The following is a 24,406-nucleotide window of genomic DNA, read 5'->3' on the forward strand; positions in this document are numbered from 1 at the left end:
GTTCGGGGAGCGATTTACGCAAGCCCGCTGATCACGGGTTGTTCAACCGCCTCGCCCACAAAAATGCGGACAGGTCCAACATGGGCGCGTACGTAGAATGGCTAGGGCATAACTACAACTGGCAGATCAAGACCGACCCGGTTTCCAGTTGGAAGAAGCGGCACCGCTCGTTGCAGAAAGAAAAGGACTCGACGCGGCGCTCAAGAAGTACTGCGACTTCATGAAGCAGACGGAAACGTTTCGCGAGGCGCTGAACGAAAGCGTCCTGCAGCTTGACGGCTACATTCAAGAGCAGATCGATCGCGCACGGGGAAAATAGCAGTGCGCACTACATCGACCTCGCTAGCGCCGCGATCTGCATTACGTCCTCCCGGCCGAGGTGGTCGATCAGTGCGATCTTCTTGGTGACGCCGTTAAGCGATGTCCCCATTACGAGCCCCTTGTATGCATCAGGATCGATCCAAAACCGATCGTGAAACTCTTCCGTTTCCACGGTCTTGATCGTGATAGTCGGCACTAGCCGCGTTAGGACCTCGTGCATGGCAGTCCGGTCAATTTTCGGACGCACCCTGGTGACCTGCGAAAGTTACCGGGACTGGCAACGCCGCTCGCCGTGTACACTTCGCGAATCCGAGGCCCCATAAAAGGTCGATCATGCCGATTCGATGCACATTCGAACTCAACAGCAAAAGCACATCGTTTCTGAACTGTCCTGGCGTTGGCATGCTGCCCGCGTTCTCCGGCAGAGATAGCGGGCGCGACAATCCTAACGCGACGGGCATCGAAACGATCGGGCCTATTCCGAAAGGCACGTATTACATCGTTGACAGGCAATCTGGCGGCCGCCTAGGGTGGCTGCATGACGCTTGGGGCCAACACGGCTTTGGCAGTACCGACCACACCCAGTGGTTTATGCTGTGGAACAAGGACACCGGCGATTCGACATACGTCGGAAAAATCAAACGCGGCCAGTTTCGCCTACACCCGGTCGGCCGCATGCGACTTAGCGAAGGCTGCATCACCGTCACGAACCCAACGACCTTCTATAAATTCGCCGAGTTCTTGCGAAAGAATGGGGCCGATTTGCCGGTTCCCGGGTCGAACCTCAAAGCCTACGGAACGGTTGAAGTGAAATGAAAAAATTTGGCCGCATTGCACTGAGCATTTTCGTCACCCTCATCGGCGGGTGGATACTCGGCAATGCCATCATCAACCTTCCCATGAACATGCCCAGCCTGCTCGACGACGGGTTGCGCGCACTGTTGCACGTGACAGGGCATGACGAACTTGCGAACCCTGACGACATGCCGGTACTCGGCATGACCGCAGTTCTTATCGCGTCGACCCTCGTTGTTGGTGCAATCGTATGGGCGGTGAATATCGCAATCGCGCGCACGCAGACCACCCGCGCACGCACCTGACCGGCCGCCCTGTTTCCCATTAGCGGTCGCCGCATCCTGGCACATCCGACCGCACCGCGCAGACGTAAGCCTGCAACACCTTCAATTTGTCGATCTCGCGTTGGTCGTCGGCCGCGACGGCGAAAACGCGTTCCGCAGTCGCTCGGTCGACGTCCGCATAGGCGGCGGCTCCATCGCCCACGCCGGCGGCGCCGGCATCCACGAAACACAACGGCTTGGTTGAGCGCCCCAACGACGAGGGATCATCACATTCCCTCAATTGCCCAATACTTCGCCTGGCCATCGCTCAACGGGGCACCTCGTATCCAGCTTCCCCCTCAAACAATCCGCTGCATATACCCCGGCAACTCCGGCTCCGGCAACACCGCCAACACCTTCAACCGTTGCAACGTACGCCGGCACCCCGCCTGCAGGTGCGCGGCAAGCGCATCCGCTGCGCCATTCGCATCCCCCGCGATCAATCGCGTCACGACCTCGCGATGTTCAACCAGCGTGCCAACATCGGGATGCATATGAAACGCCTCATAGAACGCATGATTCACCGTCAACGGCATGTGCGCGCGCCCGACCATCCCGAGCAACTTCCGATTGGGTGCATACGCGAGGCACTCGACATGCAGTGTCAGCTCAAGCCGATGTAACGCGGCGGCATCGACCTCATCCGGTGTCGCAATCGCACGGTCGAGCGCATCACGCGCAGCAACCAGAACGTCGTGCGATAAAAACGGCTGGCTCGCCGCCAGCGCGGCCGGCTCCAACAGCATGCGCAACTCATAGTCCTGCGCCACCGCACGCGCCGTCAGCGGACCACACAGCCAGTGCGAATACGCGGTTTTCTCGACGAGCCCCAGGTCGCGCAATCGCTGCAGTGCTTCGCGCACGACACCCCGGCTCACGCCGAACGTATCCGCAGCGTCCCCTTCATTGATCCGGAAATGGCCGAACACGATGCTCAACGACACCGCGGCCTCCAGCGCGTCATAGATCCTTTCGCTGTGAGACGGCAGGTCAAGCGGCGGCGGCGTCTCGTCGAAACCGAGTGCAGCCTCCGACAGCGGCTCGCGCACCGGCGACGGAACACCGCCTTCCGGATGTGCGACCAGATAGCCCCGTCCGTCGAACGTATGCAACAAACCGCCGGCGTGCAGCATTTCGAATGCCTTGCGCACCGGTACGCGGCTCGTGCCGAACAGCCGCGCGACCGGCCCTTCGAGCAGCACGAGGCCCGCCGTGATCCGGCCGCGCACGATCGCGCTCTTCAAACGGTCGTGAATCAGTTGGTAGCGCAGCCGGCTGTCGGCGCCGGTGTCGGGCATCATCGCGGCGGACCGCTCACGTGTCGTCATCGCCGGAGAATACGCGTCGTCATGCGCGCATGAATTCGTTCCATCGGCGCGCCAGATAGTTATGTTCGTCCATTACGGAATTCCAGACTGCAATGCGGCCCATGCGGGCCGCGTAGCCGCCGCCGTCGCGGCGCTGCCCCGCGGCCACGAGGCGTTGGCGGCCCGGCCCGGGCAGGTCCCGCGCCGCCGGCTCGCCATCGTACCAGTAAGCCCATTCGTCGACATCCAGCTGCGCGCGCACGCGCGCCGGGTTGGGCAGATAGAGGCCCTGCCGCATCATGGCCGCCCCCGCCGCACCGTCCAGCCACCAGTTCAGGTAATCGTACGCGGCATCGAGCACCCGCCCGTGCGCGGCACGCGACATCGCGAGGCCACCGAACCACGCACGGTAGCCTTCCCGAGGCGCAGCCAGGGTATGACGCACTCCTGCGCGCGCCAGCTCCCCGACAGCCGGCGACCAGATGCTCTGGATCGCCACCTTGTTCGCGATCATCAGTCGCGCCGCCTCGGCAAAGCTCGACCAGAATCCGGCGAAATGACCGCGCCGCTTGAACGCGACCAGGATGGCAATCAATCCGTCGATCTCTTCGATCGTCAGATTGCCGAGGTCGGCAAAGCGCATCAGTCCGCTCGCCTCGACCGCAAGCGCCGCATCGATCGCACCGATCGCCGGGTCCGCCTGCAGCGCCACGCGTCCGGCCAGTTCCGGCGCCAGCAGCCATGCCCAGCTTTCACCACCCTCCAGCAGCGCCGGCGGCAATGCATCGGCGAGATACGCGAAACTGTCCGCGTTGTGCGTCAGCGGCAGCATGCTGATGCGCGCGGTCGGGGTAGCCCCAAGCGATCCGTCCGCCTGTACGTACAAACGGTTCGCCGGTCCACCGCCCGCGCGCGCGCGCGGATGCCCCGGCAGGCAGCCGGTGCGCGCGAGCGGCCCAATGCCGTCCCACCCCCGGATCCTCGCCAGCTCGAGCGGCTGCAGCGCGTGCGCGGGCCACAGGCAGTCGAGACTATGGAACCACTGGTCGTACAGTTCGTAGCCCTCGGGATGCATCACGCCGTCGCGCTGAACCGCCGAGCCGTCCTCGACCAGGAAACGCAACCGGATCCCGAGATCCTGCTCGGCAGCCTTGCGCACCGGCTCTTGCAGCGTGACGGTGGTGCCGAGCACGCGCAACTCGACACGCGCCCGATGCACGGCGGGCGCGCGCGGCGCGGCGAATGAAGACGTGGAAGGCAATCGCGTGGGCATCACTGGCGAGGCTCCGAGAGTGCGAGTCGGAAACGATGGTACGAAGCGTCGAATGCGTCGCGTGACAATCCGTCGACGATGAACACGAGCCGGGACACGCGCTCATCAGCGGGCCATGCATCCAGATGCAGCACCGGATGCACGAGGTGCTGAACAGCATGCAGCACGACCGGCCGGCTCGCTCCGGCCAGCGCCAGCACGCCCTTGACCCTCAGGATGCTATCACCGTGCCGATTCAGCAGCAGTGTGAACCAGAGCGTGAATACCGGCCAGTCGAGTGGCGCGTCGAAATCCAGGCAGAACGCACGGATGCCGGCCGGCTCCGCGTCTCGCCGGTGCGCCAGCCCCCCGCGCCCGAAGCGCGCGGGCGCGGGCGGCGCCATCCCGGGCAACGCAGCCATGCTGGACTCCCCACGGCCCAGCCGTCGGAGCAGGTCGAGCGGATCGGCGGATTCGGCGAGCCATGCCAACAAGGCCGCGTCATTATCGAAGCTCTCTCGCGTCGCGATCGAGGCGGCGGGATTCAACGCCTGAATCCGTTCGCGCACCGCACGCAGCGCCGGCTCATCGCAAAGGTCCGTCTTGCTGATCAGCACGCGGTCCGCCGCGACGATCTGCGCGAGCCACTCCGGATGCCGGTCGCCCTGAGTCTTCGCGTGCAGCGCATCGACGACCGTCACCGTCGCGCACAGCGTGTAATGGCTGCGCACGATCGGATCGGCAAGCAAGGTCGCGACAATCGGCGCAGGCATAGCCAACCCCGTCGTTTCGATCACGACACGGGAAAAGGCCGACACGGCGCCGCGCGCGCGGCGCGAGAACAGATCGACCAATGCGTCTTTCAGCTCGCCCCGGATCGAACAGCAAAGACAGCCGTTATCCAGCAGCACGGTCTGCGCCTCGACCTCGCCGATCAGCAGATGGTCGAGGCCCACTTCGCCGAACTCGTTGACCAGCACGGCGGTATCGCGCGCGGCTTCGCCGCGCAGCACATCGGCGATCAGCGTCGACTTGCCGCTGCCGAGAAAACCCGTCACGATCGTGACCGGCACGACATCGTAGGCCGCATTCATTCGCGCCCCTCCTCTTCCGCGAACATCGTCAACGGATCGAGCGGCACACCGAGCATTGTTTCCGCGGCCCGCCACACCTGAGCGAAGTCGTCGACGAGCACGCGCGCGCCGGTCGGCGACGACAGCACGAACGCCCGCCCGTGAAAATCGTCGAGCCCCAGCCTGACTCGCGCCAGCACCCGTTTCGCCAACGCGACCTGGACCTGTCGCTGGCGGCGTGCGTTGTCCCCGCTGCCCGCCACAACCACGCTTGACCAATGCCGCCCGCCTCCCAGCAATCCGCACATCCCGCACATCGGCGTCTCCGTCAGGGCATCACGTCGCCGGCATTCGGGCCGAGCGTCTGTCCGACAAACAGATTGCCGCCCGGGTCCGATGCGAGCAAGAGCGCGGCAGGCGCCACCTCGTCGGCAAGGCCGAAGCGGCGCAACGGCAATTCGGCAGCTTTCGCGCGTTTCCATGCGTCGCTGATTCCGTCGACCAGCGGCGTTTCGATCGGCCCGGGCGCGAGCGCATTGACCAGCACGTTGTCGGGCGCCACTTCGAGCGCGAGCGACTTGGTAAAACCGATCACCCCGGCCTTCGCGGCCGCATAGTGCGAAAGCTCGACGCCGCCCTTGATCCCAAGCTGCGACGCGACATTGATCACACGCCCCCAGCGCTGTGCCAGCATCGACGGGAGCGCGTGACGGGTACACAGGAAAACACTGCGCAAATCGACGCGCATCATCTCGTCCCACATCGCCACGCTCAGATCGACGCAGCGCGCCTGGGTCAGCATGCCCGCGTTGTTGACGAGGATATCGATCCCGCCGAATTGCGCGATGCAGCGTGCGGCGATCGCGCGTGCGCCGTCGTCCTCGCCGACATCGGCGAGCACCGTCGCGACCTCCGCACCCAGTCCGCGGCAGACATCGGCCGAGACGGCGAGCCGGTTGGCGTCACGATCGACCAGCACGAGCCGCGCGCCCGCCCGTGCATAGGCGCGGGCGATCGCGGCGCCGATCCCGCTGGCCGCGCCGGTCACGATCGCGCGCCGGCCGTCGAGCATCCAAGTTTGTTCGGACATGGTGGTTCCCTCCAGAGCAAATGGAACGGCGCACCGGCGGCTCAACCGGGCCAGCGCACCGTCAGGCCGCCGTCCGCGACGATCGACTGCCCGGTGATATAGGACGCGTCGTCGCTGGTCAGGAAGCGGATCAGCGTCGCGATCTCGCGGGCCCGACCGACCCGGCCCAGCGGAATGCCGCGCGCCGCCTGCGCAAGCCCGGCCGGCCCGAGCGAATTGACGGCGTCGAGCGACTGCGGCGTCTCGACGAGCCCCGGGATGACAGCGTTGCAGCGGATCCCGCGCGGCGCGAGTTCGACCGCGACCGCGCGGCACAAGCCGAGTACCCCCGCCTTCGCGGCGGCGTAATGCGCATGCGCATCCCATCCGTACACCCCGCCCGCGATCGATGACACCGCGACCAGCGCGCCGCCGTCCGCCAGCCGGCCCGCCGCGGCGCGAAAGGTGCGCATCACGCCCGTCAGGTCCACGTCGAGCATCTCGTGCCACTGCTCATCGCGCATCGCGGCAAGCGGCGCGGCACGCAACAGCCCGGCGTTCGCAACCGCGTAGTCGAGCCGGCCGAAGCGCTCGAGCGCAACCTGTGCGAATGCGTCGACCGCCTCGGCCGAGCGCACGTCGACGGGATGCATCGCGCAACTGCCGCCCGCTTCCTCCACGGCGCGTTGAGTCGCCTGCGGATCATGCGGGTCCCCCGGGAAATAGCCGCCGACGACCGCGACACCCGCCTGCGCATAGGCAACCGCCAAGGCCTGTCCGATGCCGCTCGCGGCGCCGGTCACGAGTGCGACTTTCATACGCGCTCTCCTTGAACGAAATGATCGGGAACGACCGCCGGATCAACGTGCTTCGCCGCGAATACCAGCAATCCGGACAGCAGGCACGGCAACGCGCCGAACCACAGCGCGGCATGCATCCAGTCGCCACCCGCGTTCAGCATCGTGGTCACGCCCACGCCTGCGAGAATCGCGCCGACGGGCCCCATCGCATGCACGATCGCGCCGCCGGTGCCGCGAATCGCGGTCGGGTAGCTTTCGCCGATAAAAAACAGCGCGGCGGAATAAGGACCGATCAGGAAGAACAGCCCGATGCTGTACAACGCGACGACGACCCCTGTGTCGCTCGGCCCTGCCAGCATCGCGGCAAAGGCCAGTCCGCCGAGCATCCAGCCCGCCGCCAGCGTGTTGCGCCGTCCGATCCGGTCACCGATCCAGCCATGCGTCAGGTAGCCGCAATAGCCCACCACGTTCGACAACACGAGAATCAGCAGTGAACCTTCGAACGACACGCCATGCACCTGGGTCAGCACCGTCGTGCCCAACACGCTGAACACCTGGATCGCCGCCCAGTTGAGCAGCACGCTGCCGCCGAGCACCAGCGTCGCGCGCAACGCGTCACCCCGGAAGGCCGCCGCGACACCTGCGCGGCGATGCTGCTCGTAGTCGACGCCATGTGCGGCTGCGAGCGATTGCGCGGCCGGCTCATCCCCATGTTCGCGCAGCCGACGGATTTCCTGGTGCAGCAGAAATTGCGGGCTTTCCTTCAGCCGCCGGGTCAGGAAGACGATCACCAGCGCCGGAAACGCCGCGAACAGGAAGCAGCCCTGCCAGCCGATCCGCGGCAGCAGCAACGCGGTGAGGCCGGCCGCGAGCAGCGCGCCGATCGGCCAGCCGCCTTGTACCAGGCTGTAGAGGAACCCCTTGCGACGATTCAGCCTGGGATCGTTTGCGGCGGCGTACAACTCGTTCAGGTACGTCGCATTGACGGTTTCCTCGGCATAGCCAAGGCCCGCAAGCGAGCGGATCAGCACGAGCGGCACCTTGCCCAGCGCACCGCCTGCGACCGTCAGCGCCGAACACAGCGCGGCGCCCGCAACGGTCCACACCAGCCCCGCCTTGCGGCCGAGCCGGTCGAGCAACGGCCCGATGGCAAAGGCGATGACTGCCGTGCCGACCGCGACGTACGTGGCGATTTCCGCCTGTGTCCGCGTATCCCAGCCGTAGTGACGGCCGATCTCGGGCAGCAGGGTGCCGAACAGGATGAAATCGTAGACAGCGAACACCCACGCCAGGAACGCGACGAAGGTCGCGCGTCTGACGTCGGCGGGAAGAATCGGCGGCGGCGCATAAAGCGCAGTCGGTGCGATGGGCTGGGACATGGTGATGCTCCTCAACGGATGATCTGAGCAGGTTCGTCAGGCTGACTTCACGCGCGGCCGACGCCGCAGGAAATCGTCGGCAATCTCGTCGCAGGTGCAAAAGCGCACGCCGTCATGCGCCTTGAAGTGTGCGATCAACCGTTCGAGCATCAGCAGCACTTGCGGACGTCCCGAGACATCGGGATGAATCGTGATCGGGAATACCGCGTAGTCGTGTTCGCGATAGACCCAGTCGAACTGGTCACGCCACATCTGTTCGATATCGCGCGGGTTGACGAAACCGTGGCTGTTCGGCGCCTTCTTGATGAACATCATCGGCGGCAGGTCGTCGAGATACCAGTTCGCGGGAATCTCGACGAGGTCTGTTTCCTCGCCGCGCACGAGCGGCTTCATCCAGGTGTCCGGGTGCCGCGCGTAGTCGATCCGGGTCCAGTTGTCGCCGACCCGCACGTAGTACGGGTGGAAATCGTTGTGCATCAGGCTGTGGTCGTACTTGATGCCTTTCTTCACGAGCAGTGCGTTGGTCACCTCGCTGAATTCCCACCACGGCGCGACATAGCCGGTAGGGCGGCGTCCGGCGAGCTGCGTGACCAACTCGATGCTGCGATCGAGCACCACCTCCTCCTGCTCCGGCGTCATCGCAATCGGGTTCTCGTGGCTATAGCCGTGAACGCCGATCTCGTGCCCAGCCGCCGCGACCGCGCGCATCTGCTCGGGGAAAGTTTCGATCGAATGCCCGGGAATGAACCAGGTGGTCCTCAGTCCCTCGCGCTCGAACAGCTTGAGCAGCCGCGGCGTACCGACCTCGCCCGCAAACATGCCGCGCGAAATGTCATCCGGCGAATCCTCGCCGCCGTATGAGCCGAGCCAGCCGGCCACAGCGTCGACATCGACGCCGAATGTGATCAGGATTTCCTTTGCCATCGTCCCTCCTCCTCTCTGGATCAGTCTTCGTGTTTTTCGATGGCGAGCGCGACGGCCAGCAGCGCGTCGTCGTCGCCTCGCGCCCGCATCAATTGCACGCTGGTCGGCCAGCCGCCGTCGTCCGCGCCGGCGGGCAATGCAATGGCCGGGGTATCGAGAAAACTGCCGGGCATCGTCAGTGCAAGCGTCGCGAGATTGATCCGGGAAAAGCGTTCAGGATCGGCTTCAAGCGGATCGAGCGGCGGCGCAACGTGTGCGACGGTCGGCGCGACGAACGTCGCATCGCCGAGTTCATCGCGAAACAGGGTCAGCAGGCCGGCACGCGCCGCGTGCAAGGTATCGAGACGACCATCGCTCAGATCGCGGCTGGCCTCCAATCGCCCGCGCACGCGCGGGTCGAGACCCTCCGCCTCGCTCGATTCGAGCAGCGCGCGATGGGTCTCGAACGCCTCGATCGCGCCCAACCAGCCGTATCGCGCGCCCAGATCGCGCACCTTGCTCAACGATGCGAATGCGTGCGCTTCGACACGCGCGCCGGTTTCCCGAAGACGCGCGACGAACTGCTCGAAATCGCGCGCGACCGCCGGTTCCAGCGTGTAACCGGACAGCCAGCCCGGATCGATAACGAACCGCTGCGTCCGCAGCGAGGCACATGGCGCAATGAAGGAGGCGCCGCGCACCACCGCGTCGAAGGCCATGCAGTCGGCAACGGTGCGCGCGAGCGGGCCGCCCGTATCGAGCGTCGGCGCGAGCGCGGTCATGCCGCCGCGCGGATAGCGCGCGGTGCTCGCTCGATAGCCGACCAAGCCATTGAATGCGGCGGGAATGCGGATAGAGCCCGCGGTGTCGGTGCCGACCGACAGCGGCACGATGTTCTCGGCCAGTGCGATCGCAGCGCCCGACGGCGAACCGCCCGGCGCTCGCGCACCTTCCGTCATATCGCCATGCGGATAGGTCGGTGTGCCGAAATGCGGATTGAGTCCCAATCCCGAATACGCGAACTCGCTGAGGTTGGTCTTGCCGATCGCAATCAGCCCCGCGCGCCGCGCCGCCGTCACGAGGGCTGCATCGCTTGCGGCTGACGCACGGCTGCGGTAAATCGCGGCGCCGGCCGTGGTGACGGCCCCGGCAACATCGAACAAATCCTTCCACGCAACCGGCACCCCATCCAATGGACCGAGCGGCTTGCCCGCACGCCAGCGTGCGGCGGACGCGGCGGCCTCCTCGAGCGCGCGCGCATCCAGCGTCGCGATGAAAGTCGCGCGAGCCTCACTGGCATAAGCCAACGCAACCTCGACAACGTCAAGCGGATCGGCGTCGCCACGGGCGTATGCATCGGCCAGCGCCAAAGCAGTCGATCCTGATCGCAACGGACACGTCATCGCCACACCATCCCAATAAATGTACTTCGTTGACAAAGTACGTTTACTGTAAGCCTCGGAAAATTCCGTCCAAGTAGGACTTACCCTCGGCTGTGAGACGCGGCCTCACGCTCGGCGAACCGGAGCACCGGCATCAAAATGCCGACCCGACGCGGGGACACGAACACGACGTCTCCGACATGTCCGCCCCCTTCCCACCCCATCGCCTAAACTTCCCTACATCACCCCACCGTCCGCGCCCACCCGCCGCGCACGCCTCGCCGCCGCCCACCCGCGTGCGGCGCACGGAGGTCACCATGTCCGACCAACCGGCACTGCCAACCCGCGAACTCGACTACGAGGGCTTCGAGATCCACGTCACGCTGATCCCGATCCCGCCTGACGCAACGCACCAGACCTACGCCGGCTACGTCTGCCACCCCGGCGCGAACCCAACCCTGCCCGACCACGTCGTCCCGTTCCGCGCGGACGGCGAGGCCCGCTTCCCCACCCCCGACGACGCCGCCCGCGACGCCTTCCAGATCGGCCGCAGCATCATCGACGGCACGCATCCCGACCGGTCGGTGCTGTCGCTCGTCACGCACGGCTACTGAGCGGCTGCTGATCCCCCGCGCCCCGTCGCCTTGCCCCCTGCTCCGCTTGCTGCGATGATGGCCGGGAGACCACCGCGCCGGCCCGATGATCCGGCCACCATCAACCGCCCGCCGTCATCCGATCGCCCATGAACACGCCATCGCCGCCCCCGGAAAGCGCACCGCCGAAGCCCCCGCATCGCCCGCACAACCGCGCGCTGAACCTGCTCGCGATCTTCGCCGGCCTGGCAACCTTCGCCGTCGGCGCGGGCTGGGTGATCTACTCCTACATCGTCGACCGCGAAGCCCCGTACTTCGCGATCCCGCTGGTGTTCTCGGTCCCGGTGATCGTCGCCGTCGCGATACGCGGCATCTGGGACTAGCCCTCCGCTCTCCCTCCCGCGCCGAATTTATCGGCCGGCCGCCTGTCCTACCTCGCACCGTCCGTTTCCAGCCCGTCCACCGCCCATGACCCGTCACCTCCCCCGTCCGCGCATGACCGCCCGCCTCCTCATGCCGCTCGCGTTCGTCGTCTGGCTCGCCACCAGCCTGCTGCCCGGCGTCGCCACGCCCGCCCAGGCCGCCGGTGTCAACTGCACGAAGGCGACGCCGTCCCACGGGCGCCATTGCCGCGCCGTCCGCAACACGCACGTGAAAAAGGCCGTCCGCCCCACGAAGATCAGGAAGAAGCCGCGCCGAGCCCGTTCCCGCACCGATGCGGCCGCATCGCAACCGGCCAAACGCCGCGCGAACGCGACGCAGGCGAACGCATCCGGCCGCAAGCGCGGCCAGCCGCCGCGCATCGCCGCTGTCCGTCCCCAGTTGCTCGCGAGTTGCGGCTACACCCAGGCGTCGCGCCAGTTGCTGCGTTCGCGCGCGGTCTACGTGGTCGACGAGCGGACCGGCACCGTGCTCGCGGAAAAGCAGGCGAACCGGATCCTGCCGATCGCGTCGATTTCGAAATTGATGACGTCGGTGGTCGCGCTCGACAGCGGCGCACCGCTCGCACGGCGGCTGAAAGTCGGTGCGCAGGATCGCGACTACGAGAAATTCACCGGCTCGCGCCTGAAGGTGGGCTCGGTGTTATCGCGCAAGGACATGCTGCATATCGCGCTGATGTCGTCGGAGAACCGCGCGGCGGCCGCGCTGTCGCGCGACTACCAGGGCGGCCGTCCCGCGTTCGTCGCCGCGATGAACCGCAAGGCGCGCACGCTCGGCATGGTGAATACGCACTTCGTCAACGGCACAGGGCTGTCGCCGCGCAATGTGTCCACGGCGCGCGATCTCGCGAAGCTCGTCGCGGCGGCGAACCGCTATCCGCGCATCCGCGCGTTCTCGGTGGACAAGCGGCAGACCATGACGCCGGGCCACGGCCGTCTCGTCTACGTGAATTCGAATCCGCTCGTGCGCACGGGCGACGATCGCATCACCCTGCAGAAAACCGGCTTCATCAACGAGGCCGGCCATTGCGTCGTGATGCGCTACATGGCTCACGGACGCCCGGTGGATATCGTGCTGCTCGGCGCACCCGGCCCGCACGCGCATATCGCGGATGCGGTCCGGATCCGCCGGTGGCTCGACTGCTCGCTGCGCTGACGCGCGCGGCAGCTCGGGCCGCTTACTGCTCGACCGCGCGCGCGACCTCGTTCGACGCGCGCCACAGGCGATAACGCACCTCAAACCCGCTCGGCACGTAGACGACGATCGGCAGACGGCTGTTGTAGCGCAACAGGTAACCGTCGCCGCGCACCGGCACGAAGCCGTTCTGCTTCGCCTGCCCCGGACACGCCATGAGCGTCGACGCCGGGCCGTTCACGTCGGCCAGCTGGTAATACGCGTAACCCCAGCCCTGCACGACTTCCTGCTTGAGGCTGCCGCCAAACCACTGCTGGTTGCAGTCGATCGGCATCGTCTTGCCGACGATCAGCTCGACGCGGATATCGCCTTCCGCCTGTTCCGCCGGCAGCGCGATCACCGCGCGTTTCTGGCCCGGCTTGGCGGCCGGGAACATCTTGATGTCCTCGGCCGATACCTTCGGCGTCAGCGGTGCATCGGCGCCCTGTTCGGGCGTCGCGGCCACCACCGCGCCCGCGGCGCCGGCCAACGCCGCGCAGATGACCCAGTTCGCGAAGCGGGAAACGGGATGCAATTTCATCGAAGAACTCCTGACTGACAGTGGATACGCATCGCAGCAGCGGCAACGCCGCGGCCACGGCTCAAACTTACACGATTGTAATCCGCGGACACATTTGGACGCGAACTCCTCTCTACACCGGACATTCCTATATGAAACGACAGGAGATCCTCATGTTCCGACTCTTTGCAATCCTGTCCGCCGGCGCGCTGCTGGCGGGCTGCGTCGCCGTTCCGGACGGCGGCTATGGCTATGCCCAGCCGTACTATCCGGGCGGCTACGCCTATGCGCCGGGCTATGGCCCGGGCTATGCGCCCGTCTACGGCACGATCAACGTCTGGGGCGGCGGGGGCGGGGACTGGCGCGGGCATCGCGGCTGGCGCGGCGACGGCGGCTGGCATGGCGGCCGCGGAGACGGCGGTCGGGGCACCTGGCAAGGCGGCGGCCGGGGCGGTCATGGCGGAGGCGGACGCCACTGATCCGGGGATTTGCAACAAGTTGTATCACAGGGCGTCCGGCTGCCGCGCCGGGCGCCGCAACCGCAAGGACGACTCGTCCCGCATCGCCACGCCGGAAACGCAACGCATCCGCTCGCTCGCCATCGCGCCGACGACAATGCAAAAGCATGCGCCCCGAACGGGCTTGCTATGGAATACGAAGGGAAAGCGTCGGTCGAGACCGACGCCTGAGAAGAAGAAATCTGCAGGGTGACGCGCTCCGCCCGATTCCACCGCCACCTTGCCAAGGCACGCAGTCGACCCGGGATACTGCCTGTACAACCGTCTTCCGACCCACTCCGGACTCAACTCCGGACTCACTCCAAACCATCACACCCCCACACGATGTGCGACCGGCGACCGGCCGTGCATCGCATGCGTGTCTCGTGCGTACTTACCAGCCCGCCGGTCGCGGCTGCGCGTACCCGCCGTACCCGTAGCCGTCGTTGCGATACCCGCCCGCGCCGCAGGCGACATAGGCGCGCTGATACGAGTCGTAGCAATAGCCGGGCGGCGGACCGCCGTAGGCCGGCGCGGGTTGGTAGGTGGAGGCTTGCTGATAGGTCGGCGCGTCATAGCCGGGCGCTTGATAAGCCGGCGCCTGATACGCCGGATACGCCGGCTGCGGATACGCGGGCGCCTGATAGGCCACCACCGGCGCCGGATTCAGCGCCGACGCGACGACCGCGCCCAGCACCGCTCCGCCGATCAATGCGCCGACGATCGCGCCGCCGCGATCGTGCGCGGACGCCGGGCCGGCCGCCGCGAGGCTGCCGGCCAATACCAGGACTGCGGCGATCTTCTTCATGTCGTGCTCCCTTGCGCGGGACGCGTATGTCCCGTGATGGAAGCCATTGTGCCGCCGGGCAACGGTAATAGATGCAGCAAGTGGTAACGCGCCATTACGCGCGATGCGCGCCTGCCGTGCTAGGATTTTCGTCATCACGGAGACGCCCCCATGAGTCCTGAGACCGCCCACCGCTTCGACTCGGAATTCGCGCCGCGCATCGCGCAGACGATCGCCGGCCTGCTCGACCCTCGCCTGAGAACCGAAATCGTTCCGTACAGCGGGCACGGGCACCCGACCCAGGTGCGCATCCTGAGCGTGACGGACGAACACGTGCGCGGCTACTCGCATCCGATCAACATCGAGCTGACCTGGGACACCGACGAGATCGAGCGCCTGATGGCGGCGGACGGCGCGGCGCGTTTCGCGCGCTATCTCACCGCGCTGCCCAGGAAGCTGCCGGCCTGGCAGGAGGCCCGCGACATCGACTTCGGGTCGCGCACCCAGGCCGAGCCGCTCGTCCTGCTCGGCGGGCTCGATTTCGAAGCGTGAGCGCACGCCGCCGCGCGGTGGCGAACCCGCCCGCCGCGCCTGTTCCAGGCCGAACGGCACATCGCGCCGCCACCCGGTTGCACGCGCAACGATCCGGCCGCGCGCCCACTCCTTCGCCGCTCTCTCCGCCATGAACGCCGACACCGGCCTGCCCTTCCCCCAGCGCTACTGGGCCATCCTGTGCGTCGCGCTCGGCATCACGCTCGCCGTGCTCGACGGCGCCATCGCGAACGTCGCGCTGCCCACCATCGCGCGCGACCTGCGCACCTCCGACGCAGGTTCGATCTGGATCGTCAACGCCTACCAGCTCGCCATCACGATCTCGCTGCTGCCGCTCGCGGCGCTCGGCGACCGGATCGGCTATCGGCGCGTCTATGTCGCCGGCCTCGCGCTGTTCACCGCCGCCTCGCTCGGCTGCGCGCTGTCCGGCTCGCTGGCGTCGCTCGCGACGCTGCGCGTGATCCAGGGATTCGGCGCGGCCGGCATCATGAGCGTCAACACGGCGCTGGTGCGCATGATCTATCCGACCGCGCAGCTCGGCCGCGGCGTCGCGATCAACGCGATGGTGGTCGCGCTGTCGTCGGCGATCGGGCCGACGATCGCGTCCGCGGTGCTCGCGATCGCGCCCTGGCCCTGGCTGTTCGCGATCAACGTGCCGATCGGCATCGCCGCCGTGCTCGGCAGCCTGCGCGCGCTGCCCGCCAATCGCGGGCACGACGCCCCCTACGACTACCTGAGCGCGCTCCTGAACGCCTGCGTATTCGGGCTGCTGATCTTCGCGGTCGACGGGCTCGGCCACGGCGAGCGCTATACGCACGTGGCGGCGGCCGCGCTCGCCGCGCTCGTGCTCGGCTACTTCTTCGTGCGCCGCCAGCTCACGCAAGCGGCACCGCTCCTGCCCGTCGACCTGCTCAGGATCCCGGTGTTCGCGCTGTCGATCGGCACCTCGGTCGCGTCGTTCACGTCGCAGATGCTCGCGTTCGTCGCGCTGCCGTTCTGGCTGCAGCACACGCTCGGCTTCTCGCAGGTGGAAACGGGGCTCTACATGACGCCGTGGCCGCTCGTGATCGTGTTCGCCGCGCCGCTCGCGGGCGTGCTGTCGGACCGCTATCCGGCCGGCGCGCTGGGCGGCGTCGGGCTCGCGCTGTTCGCCGCCGGGCTCGCCGCGCTGGCGACGCTCGGCGCGCACCCCGCCCCGCTCGACATCGTCTGGCGGATGGGGCTGTGCGGGCTCGGCTTCGGCCTGTTCCAGTCGCCCAACAACCGCGCGATCCTGTCGGCCGCGCCGCGCGCGCGCAGCGGCGGCGCGAGCGGCATGCTCGGCACCGCGCGCCTGACCGGCCAGACGCTCGGCGCGGCCCTGGTCGCGCTGATCTTCGGCATTGCGCCGCAGCATGGCCCGACCACCGCGCTCTACGCGGCCGCCGCGTTCGCCGCGCTCGCGGCCGTCGTCAGCACGCTGCGCCTGCGCGCGCCCCAGCAGTCGCCGACGGCCTGAGCCGCGGCCCGCTCCGGGCCGGACGCACGCGCATCGCACTTCGGCGCGCGCCGCCGGTCCAACGCTTACCCGCGCCGCGCGGTCCGCACCTTCATTCGCCATCCGTGGCGACGGGGCCAGGATGGCTTTTGCCATCGCCAGGAGGGTGCCATGTCATTGATCGTCGCAGCCCGCTTCCCGACGCAGGCCGCCGCCGCCACCGCCGCCCAGCGGTTGGTCGAACGCGGCTTCCCCGCCGAGGACGTCAGCTTTTTCTTCGTCAACCCGCGCGGCCAGCACGCGCGCCATTCGTCCGAATACCCGCCCGCGCCGCCATCGGCCGACGCGCCGCGCCACACGATGCTCGGCGCGGTCACCGGCGCGATCTGCGGGGTCGCGCTGTTCGCGCTGTTCACGCCCTCGCTCGTCGTCGCGCTGTGCGCGGCCGGCGCCGGCGCCTACGTGGGCGCGATGATCGGCAAGTCCGTGCATCTGCGCGACTTCTCGCGCCAGCACCTGCACGAGATGCGGGTGCGCGCCGTGCATCACGAGACGCGCGGCTCCGGCATGCTGGTCGCGGTGCACGTAACGCCCGACACCCAGCGCGACGCCGCGCGGACGCTCGCGGAAGCAGGCGGCGCGGACGTCGAACGCGCCGACGGCGACTGGCGCAACGGCCGCTGGACGGACTTCGACCCGACCCGCGCCCCGACCCTGGTCGAGGCCGATGTCGGGATCGCGCGCCGGCCGGCCTGAGCGGGATGCGTCAGGCCGCGCCGACGGCGTCGAGCACGAAGCGGCAGCGCGCCTCGACGCTCGCGCGCGGCAGCTCGACGAGGCGGTAGTCGAGCGCGGCATAGGTGTCGCGCATCGTGTCGCAGGTGCGGACGGCCTCGGCGTAGTCCTGCTGACGCTCCGCGTCCCGGGCGTAGATGTCCGGCCACGGCGGCGCGACGAACACCGTGCGGTGGTAGAGGAACCGCGCGGCGGCCGCGTGCGCGTGCGCCGGCACGGGCAGGCCGCTCAAGGTCAGGTAGCCGATCACGTCAGGCACGCCTCGATCGAAGAACACCGGCCCCGTGCAGCGCCGCGCCAGATGATGCGAACGCATCTCCCAGCTCAGCATGAGCTCGGCGAATGCGGCGCGGTCGTCCCACGGCAGCGCGCGCCCGCCGATCGCGACCTGATCCTGGATCACGCCGCGCCCGGCCTCCTGCGAGCGCGCGTAGCCGCGCGCCGCCAACGCATTGAGCAAGGTGCTCTTGCCCGCGCCCGGTCCGCCCGTGACGATGAAGAAGCGCGCCGCGTCGTCCGGCATCAGCGCGTCGTCAGACATGGGCGATCCGCCGCCCCGCCCGCAGCGTGACCGACGCCGCCGTGGCCACGCTGCGCAGGTCGGCAAGGAAGGCCTCGCGCCACGCCGACAAATCGTCGCGCCGCAATAACGCGTAGTTCTCCGCATGGCGCGCCTGCCGCTCGACGAGCGGCATCGCGAGCGCGCGCTCGAGCGCCTGCGCGGTCTGCGACAGGTCGTGCGGATTGACCAGCAGCGCGCCCGGCAACTGCGCGGCCGCTCCCGCGAACTCGGACAGCACCAGCACGCCCGGATCCGCGGGATCCTGCGACGCGACGTACTCCTTGGCGACCAGGTTCATCCCGTCGCGCAACGGCGTCACGTAGCCGACCTGCGACAGCCGGAACAGCGCCATCAGCAGATTGCGCTCGTACTTGCGGTTCAGATACTGGATCGGCGTCCAGTCGAGTTGCGCGAAGCGGCCGTTGATGCGCCCCGCCTCGCCTTCGAGGGTCTGGCGGATGCGCTGGTAACTCTGCACGTCCGAGCGGGTCGGCGGCGCGATCTGCACGAGCGACACCCGCCCCTGCCAGCCGGGCGCGTTCGCGAGCATGCGCTCGAACGCCTGGAAGCGCTCGACGAGCCCCTTGGAGTAATCGAGCCGGTCGACGCTCATCACCAGCTTGCGGCCGCGCATCGTCTCGCGCAGCGCCTTCACGGGCTTGCGCCCGCCGAAATCGACGGCGGCCTGCGCAATCGCGTCCGGATGGATGCCGATCGGATAGGCGGCGACCTTCACCACGCGGCCGTGCGCATGCAGCATGCCGTCGTCGCTCGCGGTGCCGACGCCGCGCCGTTCGACGTAGTCGACGAACGCCTGCTTGTCCGCCTCGGTCTGGAAACCCGCGATGTCGTACGCACACATGAATTTCACGAGTTCCTCGTGCGGCGGCACGACCCGCAAAATCTCCGGCGTCGGGAACGGGATATGCAGGAAGAACCCGATCGGGTTCTTCACGCCCAGCTCGCGCAGGCACTGCGCGAACGGCAGCAGATGGTAGTCGTGCACCCAGATCAGATCGTCGGGCTCGATCAGGGTGCTCAGTTGCTTCGCGAGCGCCGCGTTGACGCGCAGATAACCCCCGTATTCCTGGCGGTCGAAGCGCGCGAGGTCGGCGCGATAGTGGAACGCGGGCCACAGCGTCGCGTTCGAGAAGCCGCGATAGTACTGGTCGTAGTCGCGCCGGGTCAGGCCGACGGTCGCATAGGTGACGCGGCCGTCCTGCTCGATCGTCGGCGCGCCGCCGGCCTCGCCGACGATCTCCCCGTTCCAGCCGAACCAGATGCCGCCCGTGTCCCGCAGCGCGTCGAGTACGCCGACCGCGAGCCCGCCCGCCGACGGGCGCGCGTCCTGGCCGGCGGCCACGCGATTCGATACCACGATCAATCTGCTCATTACGGCTTTCCCTCCTGTTGACGAATGGCGCCGGGAAAACGGGCGCGCGGGCGCCGCATCAGGCCCGCGGCCCGACGCGTCGCGACGATTCGGATTGACGTGCCGCGCGCAGGCGCGGCGAGATGGTCATGCGTCCTGCTCCGTGCCCAGGTCGCGCTGGTAATCGAGCCCTTCGGGACGCGCGCCGCCCTGGTTGTGATCGCCGTCGGCAGGCGCGTCGGACGGCTCAGCAGGCGCGGACGAAGCCGGCCCGGACGGCGGTGGCGGGGAACCCGGCCCGGCATCGCGCCCAGGTGAACCGGGGCGCCGGGTGCGGCGCATGGCGGGGTGTCTCATGATCGGAGCGGCGCATCGCCGTCGTAGAAACAGTCCATGACTAACGAGTTTAGGTGGGAATCCAGGGCCTCAAGGTAACAATTACCTTCATTTTGTAACGATACGACCCTTGCGCGGCGGTTTCCCCGACAATAACCGCCGCCTGCCGACCGGCCCACCGGTCGGGTTTGTCAATTCTTTGCATTTCTCTTCGGACAATTGCAGAACAATGGCGCAGTCGCCGCGCGGCCCGCGCCCGTGGCGCAAGCAGACAGGACCGCAATCAGGGATGAAACAACGCATCGAGGCGCCAGCGCGCCGCTTGACGACCTGGGCAATGCTCAGCATCGTCGCCTTCTCGACACTGCTCGCCGGTTGCAATTCGCTCTACAGCGAGGGCGCGACGGCGGGCGCTGGCATCGCCGGCGCGACGATCGCCTCGAAAGTCACCAACAACGCCTCCGTCGCGACCGGCATCGGCCTGGGCGCCGTAGCCGGCGCGCGAGCCGGCGTCCAGTACTCGCAGCGGGTCGCCCACCGCTATTCGCAGGCGCAGGTCGCCAATGCGGCCGGTCCGCTCGACGTGGGCGGCGTCGCACCGTGGGCGACCCACCACACCTTCCCGATCGAGGACGACGAGCGCGGCCGCGTGACCGTGAGCCGTCTCATCAGCGTCGGCCCGCTCGATTGCAAGGAAATCGTGTTCTCGGTCGACAGCCCGGCCACCAAGGACACAGCCGCACAATCGGCGTTCTACGTGGCGACGATCTGCCGCGACGGCCCGACCTGGAAATGGGCGTCGGCCGAACCGGCGACCGAACGCTGGGGCGCGCTGCAATGAGCGGCGCGCGCAGGCTGCCGGCCGCCGCCGCGCTCGCGCTGCTGGCGGCGGCCTCGCTCGGGCTGTCCGGCTGCGGCTCGGTGGGCGCTGCAAGCGGCGCGCTGGCGGGCGCGGCGACGGGCCTCGTCACCGCGAACCCGGCCGTCGCCGTCGGCGTCGGCATCGCGGTGCAGGCCGCCACCGACGAGGCCGTCAACCGCACCATGCGCAAGCTCCACCAGAATCAGCAGGATGCGATCGCGCAGGTGGCGGGCGGCCTCGCGGTCGGCGAGACGCGGCCGTGGAAGGTGAAGAACCGGGTGCCGCTCGAGAACGGCGAAGGCGAGGTGCGCGTCACGCGCGCGTTCTCGACGTCGCTCGCGCTGTGCAAGGAGTTCGTGTTCTCGATGAAGGACGGCGAGCGCGCCGACTGGTTCATGGCGAGCGCCTGCCAGCAGGCGCAGGGATGGAAGTGGGCGTCAGCGGAGCCGGCGGTGGATCGCTGGGGCAATCTGCAGTGAGATCCCGCGCGGCCGGACGCGCCGGCCGCGCGACGCGCCATCAGGACTCGACGTCCTCCAGACTGAAGATCTCCGTCTGGTCGTTATACGAGAAGATCTCGCCGTAGCGGCCCCAGTCGATCACCGCGTCGAGCGTTTCCTCGGCCGCGCTGTCCGACAGGAAATCCTCCAGCTCCTGCTCGAAGCGCACGCGCGGCGCGCGATGCCCCGGGCGCTCGTTCAGCACCTTCTTGATCCGCGCCGCGAGCGGCACGTGCCGCAGCAGGTGCTCGGCGAACATCATCTTGCGCTCCTGCGTGCCGAACTCGGCGAACACGCGCGCGGGCGGCGTGAGGAACACGTCCCCCTCGCGCACGTCGGCGAAACCCAGGTATTGCAGCACTTCCGCGATCGGAAACAGGTCGTCGACCTCCAGATGCAGCGTGCGGGCGATCTCGGGCATGTCCGCGCGGCCGTGGTACGGCGCCGCCGCGAGCGTCTCGATCAGGCCGGCCATCAGGTTGGTCGACACCTGCGGCAGCCAGCTGCCCAGCTCGAGCCCCTTCTTGGTCGCCTCGCCGATCTGGCGCGAGGTCATCTTCGCGTAGATGTCGTCGACGAGCCGGCGGAACGCCGGATCCAGCCGGTTGCGCGGATGCTTGAACGGCACCTTGATCTCGGCGATCACCCGCCCCGGGTTCGACGACAGCACGAGGATCCGGTCGCACATGAACACCGCTTCCTCGATGTTGTGCGTGACGATCAGCACCGACTTGATCGGCATCCGGCCCTGCGTCCACAGATCGAGCAGGTCGGTGCGCAACGTCTCGGCCGTCAGCACGTCGAGCGCGGAGAACGGCTCGTCCATCAGCAGCAGCGTCGGATCGACCACCAGCGCGCGGGCGAAGCCGACGCGCTGACGCATGCCGCCCGACAGCTCGCGCGGATACGCGTTCTCGAAACCGTCGAGACCGATCAGGTCGATCGCCGCGAGCGCGCGTTCGCGCCGCTCGCGCGCGCCGACGCCGAGCGCCTCGAGGCCCGCCTCCACGTTCTGCAGCACGGTCAGCCACGGGAACAGCGCGAAGGTCTGGAACACCATCGCGACGCCTTCGGCCGGGCCGTCGAGCGGCTTGTCGAGATAGGTGATCTCACCGCCCGTCGGCTCGATCAGGCCGGCGATGATGCGCAGCAGCGTCGACTTGCCCGAGCCCGAACGGCCGAGCATGCCGACGATCTCGCCTTCGCGCAGCGACAGGTTCACGCCATCGAGCACGAGCAATTCGCCCTGGGTCTTGTTGAAGCCGCGGCTGACGTCGTCGACGCGCAGGATTTCCTCGCCGAGGCGCGGCGGCATCTGGACGGGGGCGTTTACAGCATTCGGATTTTGCATCGCGTTTCGCTCTCAATCTTGCTCAGTCGAGCCGCAGCTTCGCTTCGGCATAGGCATACAGCGGGCGCCACAGGAGGCGGTTGAACAGGGTCACGAACAGGGACATCACCGCGATGCCCAGAATGATCTTCGGATAGTCGCCCGCGGCGGTGGTCTGCGCGATATACGCGCCGAGGCCGTGCGCCTGGATCTTGGTGTCGCCCCACTGGACCAGCTCCGACACGATGCTCGCGTTCCAGGCGCCGCCCGAGGCGGTGATCGCGCCCGTCACGTAGTACGGGAAGATCCCCGGCAGGATCGCCTGCCGCCACCACTGCCAGCCGCGGATGCGGAAGTTGGTGGCCGCCTCGCGATAGTCGTTCGGGTAGGCCGTCGCGCCCGCGATCACGTTGAACAGGATATACCACTGGGTGCCGAGCACGATCAGCGGCGACAGCCAGATGTCGGCGTTCAGGCGGTAATGCGCGATCACGATCACGAATACCGGGAACAGCAGGTTGGCCGGGAACGCGGCGAGGAACTGCGCGAGCGGCTGCACCTTCTCCGCGATCGCGGGGCGCAGGCCGATCCACACGCCGATCGGCACCCACACGATCGAGGCCAGCACGATCAGCAGCATCACGCGCAGCAGCGTGATCAGGCCGAGCACGAACACGTTGCCGACCTCGGCCATCGTCACGCCGGTCTGCACGTAGGCGACCACGCGCCACACCACGTACACGGTGCCGAGCAGGACCAGGATCGCCCAGCCGATGTCGGCGACCTTCGACGCCTTCTTCTCGACGCGCGGCAAGGTGAAGCGCGACGTATCGAACGCCGGCAGGCGCAACGGGATCCGCGCGGCTTTCGCGAACAGCCAGCCGGCCGGCACGAGCAGCTGGTGGATCAGGCGGGTGCGGCGCACGAGGTCGAGCAGCCAGGACTCCGGCGCATTGCCCGAACTGGTGTTCTCCATGCGGAACTTGTCGGCCCAGGCGACGAGCGGGCGGAACAGCAGCTGGTCGTAGGCGAGGATCACGACCGTCATGGCGAGGATCACCCAGCCGACCGCCTTCAGGTTCTGGTCGGTGATCGCCTGCGCGAGATACGCGCCGATGCCCGGCAGCGTGATCGTGTGGTTGCCGACCGTGATGGCCTCGGACGCGACCACGAAGAACCAGCCGCCCGACATCGACATCATCATGTTCCAGATCAGGCCCGGCATCGAGAACGGCACCTCGAGCTTCCAGAAGCGCTGCCACGCGGTCAGGTGGAACCCGCGCGACACTTCGTCGAGGTCGCGCGGCACGGTGCGCAGCGACTGGTAGAAGCTGAACGTCATGTTCCAGGCCTGGCTCGTGAAGATCGCGAAGATCGCGGCCATCTCCGCGCCAAGCACGCGGCTCGGGAACAGCGCGAGGAAGAAGGTCACCGTAAACGAGATATAGCCGAGCACCGGCACCGACTGCAGGATGTCGAGGATCGGCACCAGCACCATCCCGGCGCGCCGGCTCTTGGCGGCCAGCGTGCCGTAGACGAGCGTGAACACGAGCGAGGCGACCATCGCCGCGAGCATCCGCAGCGTGGTGCGCAGCGCGTACTCGGGCAGGTTGGACGGATCGAGCGAGATCTTCTGCGTATCGAGCACGGCGATCGGCGCCATGGTCTCGTGGAAGCCGACCACCGCCATGGCGATCAGGCAGATGATCAGCGGAAACGCGATGAAGTCCCAGCGGTTCGGCAGAACCCGCCATGCGGACGCATTGGCGATCCGGTTCGGATTGAATCCGAAATCCATCAGGCGCCCTCCCCGGCAATGCCGCAAGAATCGAAAAATGAGGCCAGAAAGCGAATATGACTCATGGCTTGGCGCGCGGACGCGATCAATCGTTTGGACTTCGGTTACCCCGGCAGGGCCGCTCCTGCGCGGCCCTGCCGGCCGCAAGCAACGTTCATGCTGCTTTGCGACGGCACGACACTACACCATCCTGTATTTCAGGCACAA

29 protein-coding genes and 1 pseudogene are annotated in these 24,406 nt (G+C 67.6%); 12 read left to right on the forward strand and 18 right to left on the reverse strand.

Annotated elements, in window-relative coordinates; translation table 11 throughout:
* A partial coding sequence (locus AC1RQF_RS24035) for a hypothetical protein (RefSeq protein WP_492873125.1) occupies positions 1 to 224 on the forward strand: 224 nt, incomplete at its 5' end.
* A 104-nt stretch (positions 225 to 328) separates the two neighbouring features.
* On the opposite strand, the gene AC1RQF_RS24040 is transcribed toward AC1RQF_RS24035, so the two are convergent.
* Positions 329 to 493, reverse strand: a complete 165-nt coding sequence (locus AC1RQF_RS24040) for a hypothetical protein (protein ID WP_492873126.1) — start codon at positions 491 to 493, stop codon at positions 329 to 331.
* A gap of 161 nt (positions 494 to 654) precedes the next feature.
* Between AC1RQF_RS24040 and AC1RQF_RS24045 the strand changes: the two genes are divergently transcribed.
* Both AC1RQF_RS24045 and AC1RQF_RS24050 read left to right on the forward strand, forming a co-directional pair.
* Positions 655 to 1,137, forward strand: a complete 483-nt coding sequence (locus AC1RQF_RS24045; RefSeq protein ID WP_492873127.1) for a DUF2778 domain-containing protein — start codon at positions 655 to 657, stop codon at positions 1,135 to 1,137.
* Complete coding sequence (locus AC1RQF_RS24050; protein ID WP_273998563.1) at positions 1,134 to 1,421, forward strand: hypothetical protein; 288 nt, start codon at positions 1,134 to 1,136, stop codon at positions 1,419 to 1,421. Before AC1RQF_RS24045 ends, AC1RQF_RS24050 begins: the two co-directional genes overlap by 4 nt.
* A 19-nt stretch (positions 1,422 to 1,440) precedes the next feature.
* Here AC1RQF_RS24050 and AC1RQF_RS24055 read toward each other — a convergent pair.
* The 10 genes and pseudogenes from AC1RQF_RS24055 to AC1RQF_RS24100 all read right to left on the reverse strand — a co-directional run.
* Positions 1,441 to 1,617 (reverse strand): annotated as a pseudogene (locus AC1RQF_RS24055) (lysis system i-spanin subunit Rz); the annotation flags it as partial.
* Between the two features lie 121 nt (positions 1,618 to 1,738).
* Positions 1,739 to 2,767, reverse strand: coding sequence for a GntR family transcriptional regulator (locus AC1RQF_RS24060; protein WP_492873128.1), 1,029 nt, complete (start codon positions 2,765 to 2,767; stop codon positions 1,739 to 1,741).
* Between the two features lie 19 nt (positions 2,768 to 2,786).
* Positions 2,787 to 3,938, reverse strand: coding sequence for an ABC transporter substrate-binding protein (locus AC1RQF_RS24065; RefSeq protein ID WP_492873129.1), 1,152 nt, complete (start codon positions 3,936 to 3,938; stop codon positions 2,787 to 2,789).
* A gap of 80 nt (positions 3,939 to 4,018) precedes the next feature.
* Entirely contained in the window at positions 4,019 to 5,071 is a 1,053-nt protein-coding gene (locus tag AC1RQF_RS24070; RefSeq protein ID WP_492873130.1) for a CobW family GTP-binding protein, read from the reverse strand.
* A gap of 17 nt (positions 5,072 to 5,088) precedes the next feature.
* Positions 5,089 to 5,379, reverse strand: a complete 291-nt coding sequence (locus AC1RQF_RS24075) for a hypothetical protein (protein ID WP_492873131.1) — start codon at positions 5,377 to 5,379, stop codon at positions 5,089 to 5,091.
* Between the two features lie 20 nt (positions 5,380 to 5,399).
* Positions 5,400 to 6,161 carry an SDR family NAD(P)-dependent oxidoreductase gene (locus AC1RQF_RS24080; protein ID WP_492873132.1) on the reverse strand — a complete coding sequence of 254 codons (762 nt, stop codon included), beginning with the start codon at positions 6,159 to 6,161 and terminating at the stop codon, positions 5,400 to 5,402.
* Positions 6,162 to 6,202: 41 nt separating this feature from the next.
* The gene (locus tag AC1RQF_RS24085; protein ID WP_273998577.1) at positions 6,203 to 6,958 is read right to left on the reverse strand and encodes an SDR family NAD(P)-dependent oxidoreductase; all 756 of its coding nucleotides are present in this window, start codon (positions 6,956 to 6,958) and stop codon (positions 6,203 to 6,205) included.
* Positions 6,955 to 8,319, reverse strand: a complete 1,365-nt coding sequence (locus AC1RQF_RS24090; protein WP_273998579.1) for an MFS transporter — start codon at positions 8,317 to 8,319, stop codon at positions 6,955 to 6,957. Before AC1RQF_RS24090 ends, AC1RQF_RS24085 begins: the two co-directional genes overlap by 4 nt.
* Before the next feature lie 36 nt (positions 8,320 to 8,355).
* The gene (locus AC1RQF_RS24095; protein WP_273998580.1) at positions 8,356 to 9,243 is read right to left on the reverse strand and encodes a polysaccharide deacetylase family protein; all 888 of its coding nucleotides are present in this window, start codon (positions 9,241 to 9,243) and stop codon (positions 8,356 to 8,358) included.
* Between the two features lie 20 nt (positions 9,244 to 9,263).
* A complete protein-coding gene (locus AC1RQF_RS24100; RefSeq protein ID WP_492873133.1) occupies positions 9,264 to 10,592 on the reverse strand; it encodes an amidase family protein in 1,329 nt (442 codons plus the stop codon).
* 329 nt (positions 10,593 to 10,921) lie between these two features.
* Here AC1RQF_RS24100 and AC1RQF_RS24105 point away from each other — a divergent pair, with 329 nt between their 5' ends.
* The 3 genes from AC1RQF_RS24105 to AC1RQF_RS24115 all read left to right on the forward strand — a co-directional run bounded on the left by AC1RQF_RS24105 (position 10,922) and on the right by AC1RQF_RS24115 (position 12,793).
* Positions 10,922 to 11,218, forward strand: coding sequence for a hypothetical protein (locus tag AC1RQF_RS24105; RefSeq protein WP_492873134.1), 297 nt, complete (start codon positions 10,922 to 10,924; stop codon positions 11,216 to 11,218).
* A 128-nt stretch (positions 11,219 to 11,346) separates the two neighbouring features.
* Positions 11,347 to 11,580 carry a hypothetical protein gene (locus AC1RQF_RS24110; RefSeq protein ID WP_273998586.1) on the forward strand — a complete coding sequence of 78 codons (234 nt, stop codon included), beginning with the start codon at positions 11,347 to 11,349 and terminating at the stop codon, positions 11,578 to 11,580.
* 112 nt (positions 11,581 to 11,692) lie between these two features.
* Complete coding sequence (locus AC1RQF_RS24115) at positions 11,693 to 12,793, forward strand: serine hydrolase (RefSeq protein WP_492873135.1); 1,101 nt, start codon at positions 11,693 to 11,695, stop codon at positions 12,791 to 12,793.
* Between the two features lie 22 nt (positions 12,794 to 12,815).
* Here the strand turns inward: AC1RQF_RS24115 and eco are convergent, their stop codons facing one another.
* Positions 12,816 to 13,352: a serine protease inhibitor ecotin gene (gene eco, locus AC1RQF_RS24120; RefSeq protein WP_443111525.1), complete on the reverse strand. Its 537-nt coding sequence runs from the start codon at positions 13,350 to 13,352 to the stop codon at positions 12,816 to 12,818.
* A gap of 152 nt (positions 13,353 to 13,504) precedes the next feature.
* Between eco and AC1RQF_RS24125 the strand changes: the two genes are divergently transcribed.
* Complete coding sequence (locus AC1RQF_RS24125; protein WP_273998589.1) at positions 13,505 to 13,810, forward strand: hypothetical protein; 306 nt, start codon at positions 13,505 to 13,507, stop codon at positions 13,808 to 13,810.
* Positions 13,811 to 14,222: 412 nt separating this feature from the next.
* On the opposite strand, the gene AC1RQF_RS24130 is transcribed toward AC1RQF_RS24125, so the two are convergent.
* Complete coding sequence (locus AC1RQF_RS24130; RefSeq protein ID WP_492873136.1) at positions 14,223 to 14,636, reverse strand: ecotin precursor; 414 nt, start codon at positions 14,634 to 14,636, stop codon at positions 14,223 to 14,225.
* Between the two features lie 150 nt (positions 14,637 to 14,786).
* Between AC1RQF_RS24130 and AC1RQF_RS24135 the strand changes: the two genes are divergently transcribed.
* The 3 genes from AC1RQF_RS24135 (at position 14,787) to AC1RQF_RS24145 (ending at position 17,400) form a co-directional block, all read left to right on the forward strand.
* The gene (locus AC1RQF_RS24135) at positions 14,787 to 15,167 is read left to right on the forward strand and encodes a DUF5594 family protein (RefSeq protein ID WP_273998592.1); all 381 of its coding nucleotides are present in this window, start codon (positions 14,787 to 14,789) and stop codon (positions 15,165 to 15,167) included.
* 130 nt (positions 15,168 to 15,297) lie between these two features.
* Entirely contained in the window at positions 15,298 to 16,665 is a 1,368-nt protein-coding gene (locus AC1RQF_RS24140; protein ID WP_273998594.1) for an MFS transporter, read from the forward strand.
* Between the two features lie 150 nt (positions 16,666 to 16,815).
* The gene (locus tag AC1RQF_RS24145) at positions 16,816 to 17,400 is read left to right on the forward strand and encodes a glycine zipper domain-containing protein (RefSeq protein WP_273998596.1); all 585 of its coding nucleotides are present in this window, start codon (positions 16,816 to 16,818) and stop codon (positions 17,398 to 17,400) included.
* Positions 17,401 to 17,410: 10 nt separating this feature from the next.
* Here AC1RQF_RS24145 and AC1RQF_RS24150 read toward each other — a convergent pair whose 3' ends face one another.
* The 3 genes from AC1RQF_RS24150 to AC1RQF_RS24160 all read right to left on the reverse strand — a co-directional run bounded on the left by AC1RQF_RS24150 (position 17,411) and on the right by AC1RQF_RS24160 (position 19,715).
* Complete coding sequence (locus tag AC1RQF_RS24150) at positions 17,411 to 17,980, reverse strand: AAA family ATPase (protein WP_273998597.1); 570 nt, start codon at positions 17,978 to 17,980, stop codon at positions 17,411 to 17,413.
* Positions 17,973 to 19,394 (reverse strand): alpha,alpha-trehalose-phosphate synthase (UDP-forming), encoded by a 1,422-nt coding sequence (otsA, locus tag AC1RQF_RS24155; protein ID WP_273998599.1) that lies wholly within the window; start codon positions 19,392 to 19,394, stop codon positions 17,973 to 17,975. The genes AC1RQF_RS24150 and otsA overlap by 8 nt, the downstream gene beginning before the upstream one ends.
* 126 nt (positions 19,395 to 19,520) lie before the next feature.
* A complete protein-coding gene (locus AC1RQF_RS24160) occupies positions 19,521 to 19,715 on the reverse strand; it encodes a hypothetical protein (RefSeq protein WP_274004348.1) in 195 nt (64 codons plus the stop codon).
* A gap of 283 nt (positions 19,716 to 19,998) precedes the next feature.
* On the opposite strand from AC1RQF_RS24160, the gene AC1RQF_RS24165 reads away from it, so the two are divergent.
* Both AC1RQF_RS24165 and AC1RQF_RS24170 read left to right on the forward strand, forming a co-directional pair.
* A complete protein-coding gene (locus tag AC1RQF_RS24165; RefSeq protein WP_492873137.1) occupies positions 19,999 to 20,550 on the forward strand; it encodes a hypothetical protein in 552 nt (183 codons plus the stop codon).
* Positions 20,547 to 21,050 carry a hypothetical protein gene (locus AC1RQF_RS24170; RefSeq protein WP_273998602.1) on the forward strand — a complete coding sequence of 168 codons (504 nt, stop codon included), beginning with the start codon at positions 20,547 to 20,549 and terminating at the stop codon, positions 21,048 to 21,050. Before AC1RQF_RS24165 ends, AC1RQF_RS24170 begins: the two co-directional genes overlap by 4 nt.
* A gap of 40 nt (positions 21,051 to 21,090) precedes the next feature.
* Here the strand turns inward: AC1RQF_RS24170 and AC1RQF_RS24175 are convergent, their stop codons facing one another.
* Entirely contained in the window at positions 21,091 to 22,422 is a 1,332-nt protein-coding gene (locus AC1RQF_RS24175; RefSeq protein WP_273998605.1) for an ABC transporter ATP-binding protein, read from the reverse strand.
* 22 nt (positions 22,423 to 22,444) lie between these two features.
* Positions 22,445 to 24,199 (reverse strand): ABC transporter permease, encoded by a 1,755-nt coding sequence (locus AC1RQF_RS24180; protein ID WP_273998606.1) that lies wholly within the window; start codon positions 24,197 to 24,199, stop codon positions 22,445 to 22,447.
* Between the last annotated feature and the right edge of the window lie 207 nt (positions 24,200 to 24,406).

The sequence above is a fragment of the Burkholderia sp. GW821-FHT14F03 genome, from assembly GCF_058803765.1.

Excerpts from the sequence above, each read along its gene's own strand:
- AC1RQF_RS24140 (WP_273998594.1), top strand. The coding sequence starts at position 15,298 with ATGAACGCCGACACCGGCCTGCCCTTCCCCCAGCGCTACTGGGCCATC.
- AC1RQF_RS24105 (WP_492873134.1), top strand. The coding sequence starts at position 10,922 with ATGTCCGACCAACCGGCACTGCCAACCCGCGAACTCGACTACGAGGGC.
- AC1RQF_RS24045 (WP_492873127.1), top strand. The coding sequence starts at position 655 with ATGCCGATTCGATGCACATTCGAACTCAACAGCAAAAGCACATCGTTT.
- AC1RQF_RS24165 (WP_492873137.1), top strand. The coding sequence starts at position 19,999 with ATGAAACAACGCATCGAGGCGCCAGCGCGCCGCTTGACGACCTGGGCA.
- AC1RQF_RS24090 (WP_273998579.1), bottom strand. The coding sequence starts at position 8,319 with ATGTCCCAGCCCATCGCACCGACTGCGCTTTATGCGCCGCCGCCGATT.
- AC1RQF_RS24050 (WP_273998563.1), top strand. The coding sequence starts at position 1,134 with ATGAAAAAATTTGGCCGCATTGCACTGAGCATTTTCGTCACCCTCATC.
- AC1RQF_RS24095 (WP_273998580.1), bottom strand. The coding sequence starts at position 9,243 with ATGGCAAAGGAAATCCTGATCACATTCGGCGTCGATGTCGACGCTGTG.
- AC1RQF_RS24175 (WP_273998605.1), bottom strand. The coding sequence starts at position 22,422 with ATGCAAAATCCGAATGCTGTAAACGCCCCCGTCCAGATGCCGCCGCGC.
- AC1RQF_RS24160 (WP_274004348.1), bottom strand. The coding sequence starts at position 19,715 with ATGCGCCGCACCCGGCGCCCCGGTTCACCTGGGCGCGATGCCGGGCCG.
- AC1RQF_RS24150 (WP_273998597.1), bottom strand. The coding sequence starts at position 17,980 with ATGTCTGACGACGCGCTGATGCCGGACGACGCGGCGCGCTTCTTCATC.
- AC1RQF_RS24110 (WP_273998586.1), top strand. The coding sequence starts at position 11,347 with ATGAACACGCCATCGCCGCCCCCGGAAAGCGCACCGCCGAAGCCCCCG.
- AC1RQF_RS24180 (WP_273998606.1), bottom strand. The coding sequence starts at position 24,199 with ATGGATTTCGGATTCAATCCGAACCGGATCGCCAATGCGTCCGCATGG.
- AC1RQF_RS24135 (WP_273998592.1), top strand. The coding sequence starts at position 14,787 with ATGAGTCCTGAGACCGCCCACCGCTTCGACTCGGAATTCGCGCCGCGC.
- AC1RQF_RS24130 (WP_492873136.1), bottom strand. The coding sequence starts at position 14,636 with ATGAAGAAGATCGCCGCAGTCCTGGTATTGGCCGGCAGCCTCGCGGCG.
- eco (WP_443111525.1), bottom strand. The coding sequence starts at position 13,352 with ATGAAATTGCATCCCGTTTCCCGCTTCGCGAACTGGGTCATCTGCGCG.
- AC1RQF_RS24145 (WP_273998596.1), top strand. The coding sequence starts at position 16,816 with ATGTCATTGATCGTCGCAGCCCGCTTCCCGACGCAGGCCGCCGCCGCC.
- AC1RQF_RS24170 (WP_273998602.1), top strand. The coding sequence starts at position 20,547 with ATGAGCGGCGCGCGCAGGCTGCCGGCCGCCGCCGCGCTCGCGCTGCTG.
- AC1RQF_RS24085 (WP_273998577.1), bottom strand. The coding sequence starts at position 6,958 with ATGAAAGTCGCACTCGTGACCGGCGCCGCGAGCGGCATCGGACAGGCC.
- AC1RQF_RS24075 (WP_492873131.1), bottom strand. The coding sequence starts at position 5,379 with ATGTGCGGATTGCTGGGAGGCGGGCGGCATTGGTCAAGCGTGGTTGTG.
- AC1RQF_RS24125 (WP_273998589.1), top strand. The coding sequence starts at position 13,505 with ATGTTCCGACTCTTTGCAATCCTGTCCGCCGGCGCGCTGCTGGCGGGC.
- AC1RQF_RS24115 (WP_492873135.1), top strand. The coding sequence starts at position 11,693 with ATGACCGCCCGCCTCCTCATGCCGCTCGCGTTCGTCGTCTGGCTCGCC.
- AC1RQF_RS24060 (WP_492873128.1), bottom strand. The coding sequence starts at position 2,767 with ATGACGACACGTGAGCGGTCCGCCGCGATGATGCCCGACACCGGCGCC.
- AC1RQF_RS24080 (WP_492873132.1), bottom strand. The coding sequence starts at position 6,161 with ATGTCCGAACAAACTTGGATGCTCGACGGCCGGCGCGCGATCGTGACC.
- otsA (WP_273998599.1), bottom strand. The coding sequence starts at position 19,394 with ATGAGCAGATTGATCGTGGTATCGAATCGCGTGGCCGCCGGCCAGGAC.